We start from the raw sequence: 13,973 nt of genomic DNA on the forward strand, positions 1-13,973 counted from the left end.
CTCTTTACTGTTTTCATTACAAAAATAAAAGTACAAGCAGGAAATATCTTGTACTTTTATTTTTGTAAATTTAGTTAGTCTTCGTATCCCACTTAAAGATTTTATTTAAGAATTTATATACATTCTTCGACTCTTTTGTCAAAAGTGGGCCTAAAATGGATAGTATAAGCACGTATAGTGCTGAGAATGGTTTCAGTACTGACATTAAACCACCGGCGATACCGATATTAGCCATAATGATGGAGAACTCTCCTCTTGAAACGATTGTTAATCCGATATTTGTTGATGCTTTATGGGATAATCCAGCTTGTCTTCCTGCGATCATTCCTGCTACAAAGTTACCGATTATCGTAAGAAGGACAGCGCCTAACGTTAACCATATCGCTCCGCCTAATGAGAACGGATCAATACTTAACCCGAAGCTGAAGAAGAAAATAGCTCCGAAAAAGTCTCTAAATGGAACAACAAGATGTTCAATTCGGTCACTATGCTCTGTCTCAGAGAAAACTAATCCTAGAAGAAGTGCTCCAATTGCTTCTGCAACGTGAATTGTTTCTGAAAAACCAGCAATGAAGAATAACGAAGCAAATACTACAATAATAAAGATTTCATCTGAGCTAATGTTGAGCAATTTATTTAATAACGGCGTAGCCTTTCTAGCTACTATAAAGAATAGAAGCATATATCCTAAAGCAATTCCAATTGAAGTAAGAGCACCTAAGAAGGAAGCATGATCCCCAAGTACTAAACCAGAAACAACTGATAAATATACAGCAAGAAATATATCTTCAAACATAATAATTCCTAAAATTAATTCGGTTTCATTATTACCAGTTCTTCTTAAGTCCACTAACACTTTAGCAACGATAGCGCTAGAAGAAATCGTAATAATACCCGCAATAATTAAGATTTCTAGTAATGGGAATCCCATTATAAATCCGTATAACAAACCAAGTGAAAAGTTAATTAAAATATAAATCGTTCCGCCAATCGCAATAGAGCGTCCAGATTTAATTAGTTTTTTCATTGAAAATTCTAATCCTAGATAGAATAGAAGGAATAGAACCCCAATTCGTCCAAGGAAGGAAATTACACTTGCACTTTCAATAAATTTGAGATCGATAACACCTATCGTCGGTGCATGCGGTCCTACTAACATTCCAAGAACAATTAGAAAAGGAATTACTGAGAATTTAAATTTTCCAGCAATTACTGCTGCAATTGCCACTAAAACTAAAGCTGTACCAACTTCAAAAATTAACGTATCCATCTAATCAGTCCCCCCTATTTGAAAGTAATTCATTAATGATTTTTTTAATTTCTTCTCTCTCACCTGAAACTACCAGCATATCTCCTTCTTCAATTACTGTTTCTGGTCCTGGATTAAATAGCTTCTTCATGTTCTTCTTCATAACCGCGATTATCGTTACGCTATATGTTTTTCTTATTTCAAGATCGCCAATTGTTTTTCCGATTGCTGGAGCTGTATTCTCCACTTTGAACCACTCAATCGCTAAACCTTCAAAAACCATCTCAACATTTTCTAACGCCCTAGGCTTATATACCATTCCACCTAATATTGCTGCAATTTGTCTTGCCTCTGAGTCACGTAGTGAAATACTTGAGATGCTTTCTTCATGGTCTGAATCAAAATGATACATTTCTCTACGTCCATCATCATGAATAACAATTACCATCTTTTCGTTACCTTTCGTAACGATTTGAAACTTATAACCAATACCCGGAAGTTCACTTTCTCTAATATTCATTTTTAGCTCCTCCATAACTTATTTATTTTAATTTTCTGTTTTTCCGTCTTTTATTCATCCAATCAGCTTTAGAAATTCTAACCACTCAGGATATTTGTGATTTGGAAATCTTTTATTGTAATAATAAGTGGACCCTAAAAAGATACTTAAAGATGTAATGATAAAAAATATATTACTTCTCATTTTCAAACTCTCAAGGCTTACTTTCAATAAAGAATCTTCTTTCAAATTATCCCCACCTTCTCGCTTTAAATTTAGTTTTTTAAAATGTAAATAATTCTAAAAATATTACGATGTAACATAATCATAACACAAAAATGACTTAAGTAACATAATTTTTTAGAAAAATTGATTCTCGTATATTTTTTGCATATAATTTTCTTATTACGAAAAAAAGGAAGTGTATTATATGGTTGATATCTTTAGCAGATTCCTTGAGGTAACGAATAATATTTTATGGTCATATATTCTTATTGCAATGCTAATCGGCTTCGGTCTTTACTTCTCTTTTAAATTAAAATTTGTCCAAATTACTCATTTCAGTGAGATGGTCAGCTTAATTAGTAAAGGGTTTAATCGAAAAGAAAAAAAGAAAGATAGCATCTCCCCATTCCAAGCATTTTGCTTAAGTGCAGCGGCACGTATCGGTATTGGGAACTTAGCTGGCGTAGCATTAGCAATTTCAATGGGTGGACCTGGCGCAATATTTTGGATGTGGTTTATCGCGATTATCGGAGCAGCTACTAGTTTCGTAGAATGTACACTTGCGCAAATTTATAAAGTAAAAGATGGAAGTAGGTTCCGTGGTGGACCAGCATATTACATGGAAAAAGGATTAAACAAACGCTGGATGGGTATCTGGTTCTCACTTCTTATTACAGTTGCGTACGGATTAATTTTCAATTCAGTTCAAGCGAATACAGTAACAATAGCGTTTGAAAATGCTTTTGGACTAGAGCGAACGATCGTAGGAGCTCTATTAGCCTTATTAGTTGCAGTTATTATTTTTGGTGGTATTAAGAGCATTTCACGTATTACAGAAATGATTGTTCCGCCAATGGCAATCGTTTATATCGGCGTGGCTATTTTTGTCGTTATTAACAACTTCAGTATGTTACCAAGCATTTTCATGGAAATCTTTAACGGTGCATTCGGTTTAGACCAAGCCATCGCTGGTGGTATTGGAGCAGCAATCAAGTTCGGTATTCAGCGCGGTTTATTCGCTACAGAAGCAGGAATGGGTAGTTCTCCTAATGCAGCCGCAACATCTGATGTATCTCACCCTGTAAAACAAGGGCTTGTTCAAGCATTAGGCGTTTTCGTAGATACATTCTTAGTATGTACATCAACAGCATTTATCGTATTATGTTCTGGACTTTACAAAGGATCAAATTTAGAAGGCATCGAATTAACACAAAACGCATTAAGTTCACAAATTGGACCGTGGGCAAGCACTTTCTTAGCGATTATTATTTTCCTATTCGCTTTCAGTTCACTTCTAGGAAACTACTATTATGGTGAAACAAATATCGCTTTCATTAAAGAAAGCAAAACATGGTTAATGATTTATCGTGTTGCAGTTGTCGGAATGGTATTCTTCGGATCAATCGCTGCTCTTAAAACAGTTTGGAGTTTAGCTGATTTATTCATGGGACTAATGGTATTCACAAACTTAATTGCCATCTCATTCCTTAGCAAATTTGCTTACGCTGCATTAGTAGACTATTTGAAGCAAAAGAAACAAGGCAAAGATCCTGTCTTCGTTGCAAACTCTATCCCTGGCTTAAAGAATACAGAGTGCTGGGATGGACAGGATGTAGAAGAAAAACAAAAGGCTGTTTAACAAATAAAAGCGGAAGCGGCTCGTTCAGAATCGCAGGACACTTCAAGCTCTCGACCTTGAAGCGCTTTTTGCTTCGAGCGAGAGAGCGAAATGACCGGAGATTCTAGCCGCTGGAGCTGGATATTAATTAAAAGCGGAGGTGACTTGCTCAGAACAGGAGGGCATTGGAGCTCCTGACGAAGAGGCGTTCTTTGCCTCACAGGAAGGCGCGAAATGACCGACTGGTCTAGTCACCGGAGCTGGATATCACTAAAAGCACAAGCGGCTCGTTTAGAACAAGAGCCATATCTCAAACAAAGGCCCTATTACTTCATCGTAATAGGGCCTTTTATTTACAACAGTTCATAATTTGTTCAAATTAATTCCAGCAAAAGGGTTGATTTATATAGATTACTAGATTATAATAATTATAAATTAGTAATTGATATCACATAACAACTCAAAAGGAGATTGATCATAATGAACAAACAAGTAATCGAAGTATTAAACAAACAAGTAGCAGACTGGAGCGTTTTATTCACAAAACTTCACAACTTCCATTGGTATGTAAAAGGACCTCAATTCTTCACATTACACGAGAAATTCGAAGAACTTTACACAGAATCAGCTACTCACATCGATGAAATTGCAGAACGTATTTTAGCAATTGGCGGCAAACCAGTAGCAACAATGAAAGAATACTTAGAACTATCTTCTATTCAAGAAGCAGCATACGGAGAAACTGCAGAAGGGATGGTCGAAGCAATCATGAAAGACTACGAAATGATGCTAGTCGAACTGAAAAAAGGCATGGAAATCGCTCAAGACTCTGACGACGAAATGACATCTGACCTACTACTAGGCATCTACACAGAACTAGAAAAACACGCTTGGATGCTACGTGCGTTCTTGAATCAATAATACTTAAAAGCGGAAGCGGCTCGTTTAGAGTCGCTTTTTTATGTAATGGTCGCACTTAACGGTACACGAAATTATATCAACGATTTTTCAAATATATCGATCATAACTCGCAATATATCAACGATTTTTTCATTATATCGATCATTACCCGCAATATATCAACGATTTGACAAAGGATATCAATTTGCCGACAAATCACGACAATATCAGCGCCCCTCTCCCCTACTTTTATCAATATATTACAATCTCATCTATGTTAAAATATAGGAAACACCCTTTAGTATCATAGATCCAAAAAGCTTTTCCAAATTCATCATTTACTACTTAAATGACGGGAGTGGTTCAGTTGAAAGACTACTTAATTAGAGCATTTTTTGCGTTGATAACAGTTGGGATTCTCTTACTTATAGCTAATATTTTCAATATACGTGTCGAGGTTAAAGACTATGCTTTCCTCGTTGTCGTAGCAATTGGTGGCGGATGGGGTGGCTGGTACCTGTATAAAAAACAAAATAAAAATAACAATAAAGGCATTCCGAAATAATATGGAATGCCTTTATTCTATATTACATAATTAAACTTAAACCAATAATAAAAGCAGTCCCCAAAAAATATCATAAAAACCCATATTCTATGGTAAATAAAAAGAATTCATTTTGAATATAGAAACAGTCCGAAATCTTGCATAACAGAGGTATAACCCATTTGCCGCAACATTGTGGCTATATTCCCACGGTGATATGCTCCGTGGGTGACGACGTGTAGTATTGTTTCAGAAACCGTCGTATCTAGGTGCCCAGCATATGGATTATCAACCTCAACCACTTTTTCATAATCTTGTTGACTACTTAAAAGTACTTTATATCGTTTAGATAATTCATAAAAACTAGTTTTCATTTCCTCAATATTTTTTGTTTCCAGCTGCTCTTTCAATTGGTCTGTGTGTACCATTGCATCACTCATGCTTTTACCAGAAATAATCTCAAACCAGGCTAAATCTGTGAGGTATATGTGAGACATTACTTTTGCAACCGAAGAAAAACCACTCTTAACTTCCTTATGGAAAATGTCTTGCGGTAGTTCTTTTAAGCGATTTAAAATAACTTCATTTGCCCATAAGTGGTAGTTATACATTTTTAATACAGAACGCCCCATGCTCATCTCTCCTCCAAATTTCATTTTAATGATTAGATTATGATACATAGCTGATTAAAAATTTCCAAAGGATTACATCTATAAAATTTATTCTCATTTCGATTAAAAAAACCTCTACTAACTTCATAAAAACATTAGGTATCTTCCACAATCTGATCCTTTAACGGAACAATTATATATCACTCAATAATTCCTTACTCACCCTTTATTCAGATGTTCTTTTTTAATTCATCAAAACATCCCTCCATCTACTTCCCCTCTTCAAACGCTTCCACATCTCACTATCAATATATTGAACCAAATTAAAAACACATGCTTTTTTAAAATAAACTTACATGTGTTTCCAAAGACATCTATAAAAAACAAAGCAATCAAAATGATAAAGGCATTCCAAAGTAATATGGAATGCCTCTTTTATTGCCTTCTGTAATAAATAATGAAATTCAGGCCACTAATACAACCAATCGCAATAAACATACAAAACGATTGTGGATCTCCAGCCAAATTATACTCATCAACAATAAAGCCAATCATAAAGAGTGTTATCGCCGAAACACTGATACACAATATCGAAATAAACCAAAGCGAAAATTCATTAATTAGCTCTTTCTTCTGTATTGAAACGATTAGCATAACAAGAATAGACGCTGCTAAAATACTTTTAAAAACAGGATGTAAATACACAAACTCCTCCATCAATTTCTCCTTTTCAAAAAAACATCATATCTCAACATTAACATATTTAACCAAATTAAAAACACATGCCATCTTAAATTAAAACGACATGTGTTTCCGTATTTGCTATGATAGTTGCTTCCACTTTGTTCCCAAAACAGGACGCTCATAATTTTGGATTGCATGAATTAGTTTATCTGCCGTCTCAGCTGAAACGATCAATTCTTTATTTGATGGATTCATAAATCCTTCTTCTGCTGCACGTTCAACCATTTGCAGAATTGGTCCGTAAAAACCTTTTATGTTTAATAAACCAACCGGCTTATTATGTATACCAATTTGTGACCAACATACAACTTCAAATAGTTCTTCAAACGTTCCGTATCCGCCTGGAAGCGCAATAAAAGCATCTGCAAGCTCTGCCATTTTCGCTTTACGTTCATGCATCGTCTCTACTTCAATTAATTCTGTTAATCCTGTATGCACAATTTCTCCTCGGAATAGACCGCGTGGCATAACACCTGTTACACGTCCACCTAAACGAAGAACTTCGTTTGCTACTTCTCCCATTAATCCAACGCATGAACCACCGTATACGAGCTCATACTCGTTCTCAACAAACATTTTACCTAACTGAATTGCCTGCTCTTTGAATTCTGGTCTCTCCCCTAAATTAGAACCTGCAAACACACAAATCTTTCTCATTCCTACACCCCGAAACTATATATTGTTATGATACAATTGACATTGTACAACATATTGAGGAGATGAGGAAGAAATGGATATCGTTGCATTTCAAAGATGGGTTGAGGAATTTTACGAAAAACGAAGCTGGTCACAGTATAATGCCTTTATTCGCTTAAATTTCTTAACCGAGGAAGTTGGGGAAGTTTCACGAGTCGTTCGTGCTATTGAAATCGGCCGCGATCGCCCTGATGAAGATGCGAAAACAGAAGAAGAGCTAAAACAAGAACTAAAAGAAGAACTTGGCGATGTACTATCTAACCTTATTATTCTTTCGCAAAAATATGATTTAGACTTACAAGACATTATGGACGCACACGTCACAAAGCTTTCGAAAAGGTTCGAAGTATCTAAATGAGAATATTATCAATTATGGTATAATATTCTTGTCACAATACTAAGGGGGATTTTATGTTATCAAAAAAATTGCACGACGCATTAAATGAACAAATGAACTTTGAATTTTACTCTGCCCATGCTTATATGGCAATGGCTGCTTACTGTACAGCTGAGAGCTATGATGGATTCGCTAACTTTTTCCTTGTACAAGCTGAAGAAGAACGTTTCCACGCAATGAAGCTTTACAACTATATTAATGACCGCGGAGAGCGCGCTATTATTACTGGATTTGATAATCCGAATAACGAATACGAATCTGTATTAAACGCTTTTGAAGTTGCACTTGAACACGAGCGTGAAGTAACGAAACGTATTTACAACTTATCTGATATCGCTTGGGATGAGCGTGAACATGCAACAATTACATTCTTAAAATGGTTCGTTGATGAACAAGTTGAAGAAGAAGCTTCATTCGATAGCATCATCCAAAAACTAAAACGTATTACAAGCGATTCAAACGCACTGTTTATGCTAGATGCTGAATTAGAGAAACGTACATTTACGCCTCCAGCTGAGTAATATTTCAATCACCTTAATACATGTATTAAGGTGATTTTTTTGTTTGCTCTCTATCTTAAAATCACCTTAAATTTCCTCATATTTGACATAGTACCAGATATAAAATGGTATTATTTTCAATATAAAAACGAATATACGAGGAGAGGAAAAATGAATCAACGTGTAGAAGCTGTTGATGCAATTCGTGGTTTCGCTTTGTTTGGCATTTTACTAGTCAATATGACATTAATTCAATTTGGGTTCTTCACCAGTGAAAAACCAACTTATCTATTTGGCGATCTTGATAAAGGTGCTAATTGGTTTATTCAATTTTTCGGCACACATAACTTTATATCCCTATTTTCTTTTCTATTTGGGCTTAGCATTATTTTGTTACAAAAAAGTATTATCGCAAAAGGAAAAAAATTCTTCCCCACATACATAAGACGTATTATCATTCTTTTACTACTCGGCTACATTCATGGCACTTTTGTTTGGGAGGGGGATATTTTATTTGCATACGGAATAATCGGGATTTTTTTAATGATATTCATCAATCGAAAACCGAAAACTTTGCTTATTTGGGCGATTATTCTACTCGCACTTACTACACTTATGTCTTATCAAACTGATCCATCTACAAATATAAATGATTTCGCACCTTATACTGAAAAAGAACATAAAGTCCATCAAACTGGAAGCTATATGGATCACGTCAACTTTAGATTGACTGAAAATCCTTTTGATTACATGGGAATTGACGGTGCATTCGGATTATTTTTCATATCAGTTTTCGCAATAATTTTTATGTCTCCACTGTTCCTACTCGGAATGTATGTAGGGAAAAAAGGCTGGCTATTTGAGGTCAGTAAACATATACCTGCTGTCAAAAAAATATGGTTTGCCACCGGTCTCTTCTCTTTTACAATTAAAATCTTAGCTATGTTCATAAAGCACTCGCTTTTAATTATGTTACAAGATGGTCTTACACCAGTAACTATGACCTTCTTTTACGGAAGCACAATCATTTTATTATTCCATTACAAAAAAGCAACCCGCCTACTAACATACATGGCGAACATGGGGAAAATGTCCGTTAGTAATTACTTAGCGCAATCTATTATCGCAACAACTGTTTTTTACGCATATGGATTTGGCTTATACGGGAAAATCGGCTATTTCTTCGGTATTCTTTTAACCATCGGAATTTATACGATTCAATTATTCGTTAGCACCTATTGGCTCCAAAAATACCGAATGGGGCCAGTGGAATATGCCTGGAGACTGGGAACTTATTTAGAGAAACCACGTTTTAAAAGAAACTTGGATAAAGCAAGTTAAACAAAAAAAGCAATGAGCCTACGCTCATTGCTTTTCTTAATTTATTAAAGCATAACCCCAACGATAATCGCTGATAATATACTTACTAACGTTGCACCGTATACAAGTTTTAAACCGAATGATGATACAACGTTTGCTTGTTTGCCATCGATACTCTTCGTTGCACCTGCGATAATTCCGATAGATGAGAAGTTCGCAAATGATACAAGGAAGATAGATAAAATACCTACTGTACGAGCTGATAAATCGCCAGCTACTTTTCCAAGGTCAAGCATTGCAACGAATTCGTTCGTTACTAATTTTGTTGCCATAATTTGTCCTGCTTGTAACATCTCTGATGTTGGAATACCCATTACGAATGCTAATGGTGAGAAGATATATCCTAAAATGCTTTGGAATGTGATTCCGAAAATTGAATCGAATACACCATTAATTGCTGTAATTAATGCCACGAAACCGATTAACATCGCCGCTACTGTTACAGCGATTGAGAAACCAAGCATAATATATTCGCCTAACATTTCAAAGAATGTTTGTTTCTTGTCTTCTTGTAATTCTAAAATATCGTCTTCTTCTTTTACTTCATATGGATTAATGATATGAACGATAATGAATCCACTGAATAAGTTTAATACAAGTGCTGTTACTACATATTTTGGATCAATCATTTTCATATAAGAACCGACAATTGACATCGATACTGTAGACATTGAAGATGCACAAAGTGTGTATAAACGATTTTTCGGTAATTTGCTTAGTTGATCTTTTACTGTAATGAATACTTCCCCTTGACCAACGATTGCAGCTGCTACCGCATTATATGATTCTAGTTTTCCTAAACCGTTAACTTTACTTAATAGGAAACCGACTGCACGAATGATAATCGGTAAAACTTTAATATGTTGCAGGATCCCGATTAATACTGCTAAGAAAATAATCGGTAATAATACTGTTAAGAAGAATGGTGCTTGTCCATCGTTTGCTAGACCACCAAATACGAAATTAACCCCAGCTTCCGCAAATTTTAAAATAGAACCAAATCCATCTGCGATCCCTTTTACTAATACAAATCCGACCTTTGTATTTAGTAAGAAATACGCAAGTACCAATTGAATAACAAGCATAAGTGCAATTGGTTTATATTTAATCTTCTTACGATCTGAACTGATAAGGAAACCTAGTACAAACACTACAAGTAAACCGACTAGAAACATTACTATTTTCATATGTGAATCCCCCACTTCTCCCACGAATTATTGGTCGTATAACGTATAACGAATGACGTCTGACCATTGTTGTTAAAAAAATTTAAAACCCCTAAAACTATTCAACTGTCATCTAAAATCAGTAAGCGTTTACATAAATTGCAATTTATAAAAGGTAGCTTCTTCTCTCCTACCATACTTGAAAGTCTGAAATTGATACCACCTACAAATCAAATTGTAAGCGTTATCTAGGTGAAATGCAATATAAATTTTAAAAGATTTTTATATGTTAATATATTCCTAATTAATTGGTTTTTTCATGCAAATTTACCATAAAAAAAGTAGCCCTAGCTATGAGCTAGAGCCATCCTTTTTTTATAACATAACACCAACGATAATCGCTGATAGAATACTTACTAACGTCGCACCGTACACAAGGCGTAAACCGAATGATGATACAACATTTGATTGATTTTCATCGATACCTTTCGTTGCACCTGCGATAATTCCGATAGATGAGAAGTTCGCAAATGATACAAGGAATACAGAAAGAATACCAACCGTACGAGCCGATAAATCACCAGCTACTTTTCCAAGGTCAAGCATCGCAACAAACTCGTTTGATACTAATTTTGTTGCCATAATTTGTCCCGCTGTTACCATTTCTGCTTGCGGGATGCCCATTACGAATGCTAATGGTGAGAAAATATATCCTAAAATAGCTTGGAATGTAATACCGAACATTGTATCAAACAAGCTATTGATTGCTGTAATTAATGCTACGAAACCGAGTAACATAGCTGCTACTGTAATCGCAATCGTGAAACCAAGCATAATGTACTCGCTCAGCATTTCAAAGAATGATTGTTTTTTCTTATTTTCTAATTTCAGTGTATCTTCTTCTTCTGTAATATCGTACGGGTTAATAATATGAATGATAATGAAACCACTAAATAAATTTAATACAAGTGCTGTTACTACATATTTCGGTTCGATCATTTTCATATAAGAACCAACGATTGACATCGACACTGTCGACATAGAAGATGCACATAATGTATATAAACGATGTTTTGGGATTTTACTTAATTGATCTTTTACTGTAATAAATACTTCTGCTTGTCCAACAATGGCAGCTGCTACTGCGTTATATGATTCTAGTTTTCCTAGACCATTTACTTTACTTAACAACGTACCAATAGCACGAATAAATATCGGTAAAATTTTAAAGTGTTGCAGAATTCCGATTAAAACCGCAAAGAATACGATTGGTAATAACGCTGTTAAGAAGAATGAAACCTCTCCTTTATTAACAAGACCACCAAATACGAAAACGATTCCAGCTTCCGCATATCCAAGAAGTGCGCCAAATCCATCTGAAATTCCTTTTACTAAAATATAACCAACTTGCGTATTTAATAAGAAATAAGATAATGCTAGCTGAATAATAAGCATAATTGCGATTGGTTTATACTTAATCTTCTTTCGATCGGCACTTATAAGAAAACCGAGTACAAATACAACGAGTAATCCTACAAGGAACATAACAAACTTCATTAATAAAATCCTCCATTTAACTCTTCATTAACGTTGAACGTCTGACCATTCAAAACAAGAAATAATCCGAACTTTCCATTTCCCCTCCAAAATCTTCAATCGGATAGGAAAGATCATAAAACCTCTTATTTCAAAGGCATTTTCCATTCTAACATAAATCACAACTCATATCCGCACTTTTCTAAAAAAAATACATTTTATTACGAAACATTCATGAATGTTCGTCTTTTTCATTATAAAGCGAAACTTTAATGAGCAGGAGTTTCACTTCACACAAATAGCTGAACCAACAAAAATGAGCATCAAGTTTCACTTGATGCTCACCTCATTATACTGCTTTTTCTTTATCAGCTACTACTGGCTCATCCCAACACTCTGTATTGTTCAAACCTGGAATAGACTCCGCATAAAAGACTGGATCTTTCCCTTGTTTCTTTTGCTTAATATAATCTGATAACGCTGCGAAAGCATACTTAGAAAGGAATACAATTGCTACTAAGTTAATAACAGCCATAATTCCCATAAATAAATCTGCTAAATCCCAAACGATTTGAATTGTCGCTACAGATCCTAGCATAACCATACCAAGTACAGCAATGCGGTATGCATTTAATAACACTTTACTTCCATTTAAGAACTCAATATTTGTTTCACCATAGTAGTAGTTACCTACTAATGAACTAAATGCAAACAAGAAGATCGCAACTGCTACAAATATAGAAGCCCATGGACCGATATGTTGACTTAACGCCTGCTGCGTTAATTGAATTCCATTTAAATCAGCTGCATTATGCACGTCTGATAAAAGAATGATAAATGCTGTACAACTACAAATTAATAATGTATCTGTAAATACCCCTAAAGTTTGAATGAAACCTTGTTTAACTGGGTGCGTTACGTTTGCAGTCGCTGCTGCGTTCGGCGCACTACCCATACCTGCTTCATTTGAGAATAATCCACGTTTTACCCCTAATAAAATCGCAGCTCCTAATCCTCCGCCTACTACTTCTTTAATTCCGAAAGCATGTAAGAAAATTTCTTTAAATACATATGGAATTGCCGTAATGTTTGTTACAACAACGAATAATGCCACTGCTACATAAATAATTGCCATTACTGGAACAATCATTTCAACCGCGCGAGCAATTCGTTTTACTCCGCCGAAAATAATAACTGCAAGTAAACCAGCCATAACAAGACCTACTAATCTGCTATCTGTTTTAAATGCACCATCAAAGGCAGCTGCTACAGTATTAGACTGTACAGCGTTAAAAATCAATCCGAAACTTACTGTTATTAGAACAGAGAACACAACACCTAACCAGCGTTTATTTAAACCCTTTTCCATATAATACGCTGGGCCCCCACGGAATGCATTCCCATCTTTTACTTTATAAATTTGCGCTAATGTGCTCTCTACAAATGCAGAAGCACCCCCAATTACCGCGATTAACCACATCCAAAATACTGCTCCTGGTCCACCTGCTGAGATTGCAATAGCTACACCAGCTAAGTTACCAGTACCTACACGAGAAGCTGTACTCATACAAAATGCTTGGAATGACGATACACCGCTCTTCTCTTTTTGCGCTTTCCTCGTTTTCGAGCTTGCTCCATCCCCAAGCAAACGAATCATTTCACCGAAGTAACGAACTTGGACAAATTTCACACGAAATGAAAAATAGAGCCCTAACCCAATTAACATCGCAATAATGACATATGACCAAAGGATATTATTTACATCCCCAATTACCCTAGCTAAAAAATCCATATTTGTATTGCCCCCTCTTCCTAACAATAAGAAAATTATATTCTAAAAACTTTAAGTAATCAAGAACTTTATGTAAGGTTTTATGACATGAGTATGTTAACTATCTTAACATACGT

The 13,973-nt window shown here is 35.3% G+C and carries 14 protein-coding genes; 6 read left to right on the forward strand and 8 right to left on the reverse strand.

The window, feature by feature from the left end; all coding sequences use genetic code 11:
* Positions 1-70: 70 nt before the first annotated feature.
* Entirely contained in the window at positions 71-1,270 is a 1,200-nt protein-coding gene (locus QCI81_RS12195; RefSeq protein ID WP_000380223.1) for a cation:proton antiporter, read from the reverse strand.
* A 4-nt stretch (positions 1,271-1,274) separates the two neighbouring features.
* Positions 1,275-1,769 (reverse strand): cation:proton antiporter regulatory subunit, encoded by a 495-nt coding sequence (locus tag QCI81_RS12200; protein WP_001026075.1) that lies wholly within the window; start codon positions 1,767-1,769, stop codon positions 1,275-1,277.
* A gap of 409 nt (positions 1,770-2,178) precedes the next feature.
* On the opposite strand from QCI81_RS12200, the gene QCI81_RS12205 reads away from it, so the two are divergent.
* The 3 genes from QCI81_RS12205 (at position 2,179) to QCI81_RS12215 (ending at position 5,056) form a co-directional block, all read left to right on the forward strand.
* Positions 2,179-3,612, forward strand: coding sequence for an alanine/glycine:cation symporter family protein (locus QCI81_RS12205; RefSeq protein ID WP_065485686.1), 1,434 nt, complete (start codon positions 2,179-2,181; stop codon positions 3,610-3,612).
* A gap of 459 nt (positions 3,613-4,071) precedes the next feature.
* Entirely contained in the window at positions 4,072-4,512 is a 441-nt protein-coding gene (locus QCI81_RS12210; RefSeq protein WP_001041895.1) for a Dps family protein, read from the forward strand.
* 346 nt (positions 4,513-4,858) lie between these two features.
* Positions 4,859-5,056, forward strand: coding sequence for a hypothetical protein (locus QCI81_RS12215; protein ID WP_000656311.1), 198 nt, complete (start codon positions 4,859-4,861; stop codon positions 5,054-5,056).
* A gap of 107 nt (positions 5,057-5,163) precedes the next feature.
* Here QCI81_RS12215 and QCI81_RS12220 read toward each other — a convergent pair whose 3' ends face one another.
* The 3 genes from QCI81_RS12220 to QCI81_RS12230 form a co-directional block, all read right to left on the reverse strand.
* Positions 5,164-5,667: a DinB family protein gene (locus QCI81_RS12220; RefSeq protein ID WP_000533785.1), complete on the reverse strand. Its 504-nt coding sequence runs from the start codon at positions 5,665-5,667 to the stop codon at positions 5,164-5,166.
* A gap of 414 nt (positions 5,668-6,081) precedes the next feature.
* Positions 6,082-6,363, reverse strand: coding sequence for a hypothetical protein (locus QCI81_RS12225; RefSeq protein ID WP_098852439.1), 282 nt, complete (start codon positions 6,361-6,363; stop codon positions 6,082-6,084).
* Positions 6,364-6,468: 105 nt separating this feature from the next.
* Positions 6,469-7,047 carry an LOG family protein gene (locus tag QCI81_RS12230; RefSeq protein WP_001225756.1) on the reverse strand — a complete coding sequence of 193 codons (579 nt, stop codon included), beginning with the start codon at positions 7,045-7,047 and terminating at the stop codon, positions 6,469-6,471.
* 73 nt (positions 7,048-7,120) lie between these two features.
* Between QCI81_RS12230 and QCI81_RS12235 the strand changes: the two genes are divergently transcribed.
* The 3 genes from QCI81_RS12235 to QCI81_RS12245 all read left to right on the forward strand — a co-directional run bounded on the left by QCI81_RS12235 (position 7,121) and on the right by QCI81_RS12245 (position 9,324).
* Positions 7,121-7,444 (forward strand): MazG nucleotide pyrophosphohydrolase domain-containing protein, encoded by a 324-nt coding sequence (locus QCI81_RS12235; protein ID WP_000355749.1) that lies wholly within the window; start codon positions 7,121-7,123, stop codon positions 7,442-7,444.
* A 53-nt stretch (positions 7,445-7,497) separates the two neighbouring features.
* A complete protein-coding gene (locus QCI81_RS12240) occupies positions 7,498-8,004 on the forward strand; it encodes a ferritin (protein ID WP_000949403.1) in 507 nt (168 codons plus the stop codon).
* 150 nt (positions 8,005-8,154) lie between these two features.
* Entirely contained in the window at positions 8,155-9,324 is a 1,170-nt protein-coding gene (locus QCI81_RS12245) for a DUF418 domain-containing protein (protein WP_353810760.1), read from the forward strand.
* A 44-nt stretch (positions 9,325-9,368) separates the two neighbouring features.
* On the opposite strand, the gene QCI81_RS12250 is transcribed toward QCI81_RS12245, so the two are convergent.
* The 3 genes from QCI81_RS12250 to QCI81_RS12260 form a co-directional block, all read right to left on the reverse strand.
* A complete protein-coding gene (locus QCI81_RS12250) occupies positions 9,369-10,550 on the reverse strand; it encodes a NupC/NupG family nucleoside CNT transporter (protein WP_000706853.1) in 1,182 nt (393 codons plus the stop codon).
* 354 nt (positions 10,551-10,904) lie between these two features.
* Positions 10,905-12,086, reverse strand: coding sequence for a NupC/NupG family nucleoside CNT transporter (locus QCI81_RS12255; protein WP_000673841.1), 1,182 nt, complete (start codon positions 12,084-12,086; stop codon positions 10,905-10,907).
* A gap of 328 nt (positions 12,087-12,414) precedes the next feature.
* Positions 12,415-13,857, reverse strand: coding sequence for an amino acid carrier protein (locus tag QCI81_RS12260; RefSeq protein WP_168410393.1), 1,443 nt, complete (start codon positions 13,855-13,857; stop codon positions 12,415-12,417).
* Positions 13,858-13,973: the final 116 nt, after the last annotated feature.

This window comes from Bacillus cereus group sp. MG20, from assembly GCF_040459885.1.
GTDB classification, from domain to species: Bacteria; Bacillota; Bacilli; order Bacillales; family Bacillaceae_G; genus Bacillus_A; species Bacillus_A cereus.

Excerpts from the sequence above, each read along its gene's own strand:
- QCI81_RS12205 (WP_065485686.1), top strand. The coding sequence starts at position 2,179 with ATGGTTGATATCTTTAGCAGATTCCTTGAGGTAACGAATAATATTTTA.
- QCI81_RS12230 (WP_001225756.1), bottom strand. The coding sequence starts at position 7,047 with ATGAGAAAGATTTGTGTGTTTGCAGGTTCTAATTTAGGGGAGAGACCA.
- QCI81_RS12210 (WP_001041895.1), top strand. The coding sequence starts at position 4,072 with ATGAACAAACAAGTAATCGAAGTATTAAACAAACAAGTAGCAGACTGG.
- QCI81_RS12250 (WP_000706853.1), bottom strand. The coding sequence starts at position 10,550 with ATGAAAATAGTAATGTTTCTAGTCGGTTTACTTGTAGTGTTTGTACTA.
- QCI81_RS12260 (WP_168410393.1), bottom strand. The coding sequence starts at position 13,857 with ATGGATTTTTTAGCTAGGGTAATTGGGGATGTAAATAATATCCTTTGG.
- QCI81_RS12240 (WP_000949403.1), top strand. The coding sequence starts at position 7,498 with ATGTTATCAAAAAAATTGCACGACGCATTAAATGAACAAATGAACTTT.
- QCI81_RS12255 (WP_000673841.1), bottom strand. The coding sequence starts at position 12,086 with ATGAAGTTTGTTATGTTCCTTGTAGGATTACTCGTTGTATTTGTACTC.
- QCI81_RS12235 (WP_000355749.1), top strand. The coding sequence starts at position 7,121 with ATGGATATCGTTGCATTTCAAAGATGGGTTGAGGAATTTTACGAAAAA.
- QCI81_RS12245 (WP_353810760.1), top strand. The coding sequence starts at position 8,155 with ATGAATCAACGTGTAGAAGCTGTTGATGCAATTCGTGGTTTCGCTTTG.
- QCI81_RS12195 (WP_000380223.1), bottom strand. The coding sequence starts at position 1,270 with ATGGATACGTTAATTTTTGAAGTTGGTACAGCTTTAGTTTTAGTGGCA.
- QCI81_RS12200 (WP_001026075.1), bottom strand. The coding sequence starts at position 1,769 with ATGAATATTAGAGAAAGTGAACTTCCGGGTATTGGTTATAAGTTTCAA.
- QCI81_RS12220 (WP_000533785.1), bottom strand. The coding sequence starts at position 5,667 with ATGGGGCGTTCTGTATTAAAAATGTATAACTACCACTTATGGGCAAAT.
- QCI81_RS12225 (WP_098852439.1), bottom strand. The coding sequence starts at position 6,363 with ATGGAGGAGTTTGTGTATTTACATCCTGTTTTTAAAAGTATTTTAGCA.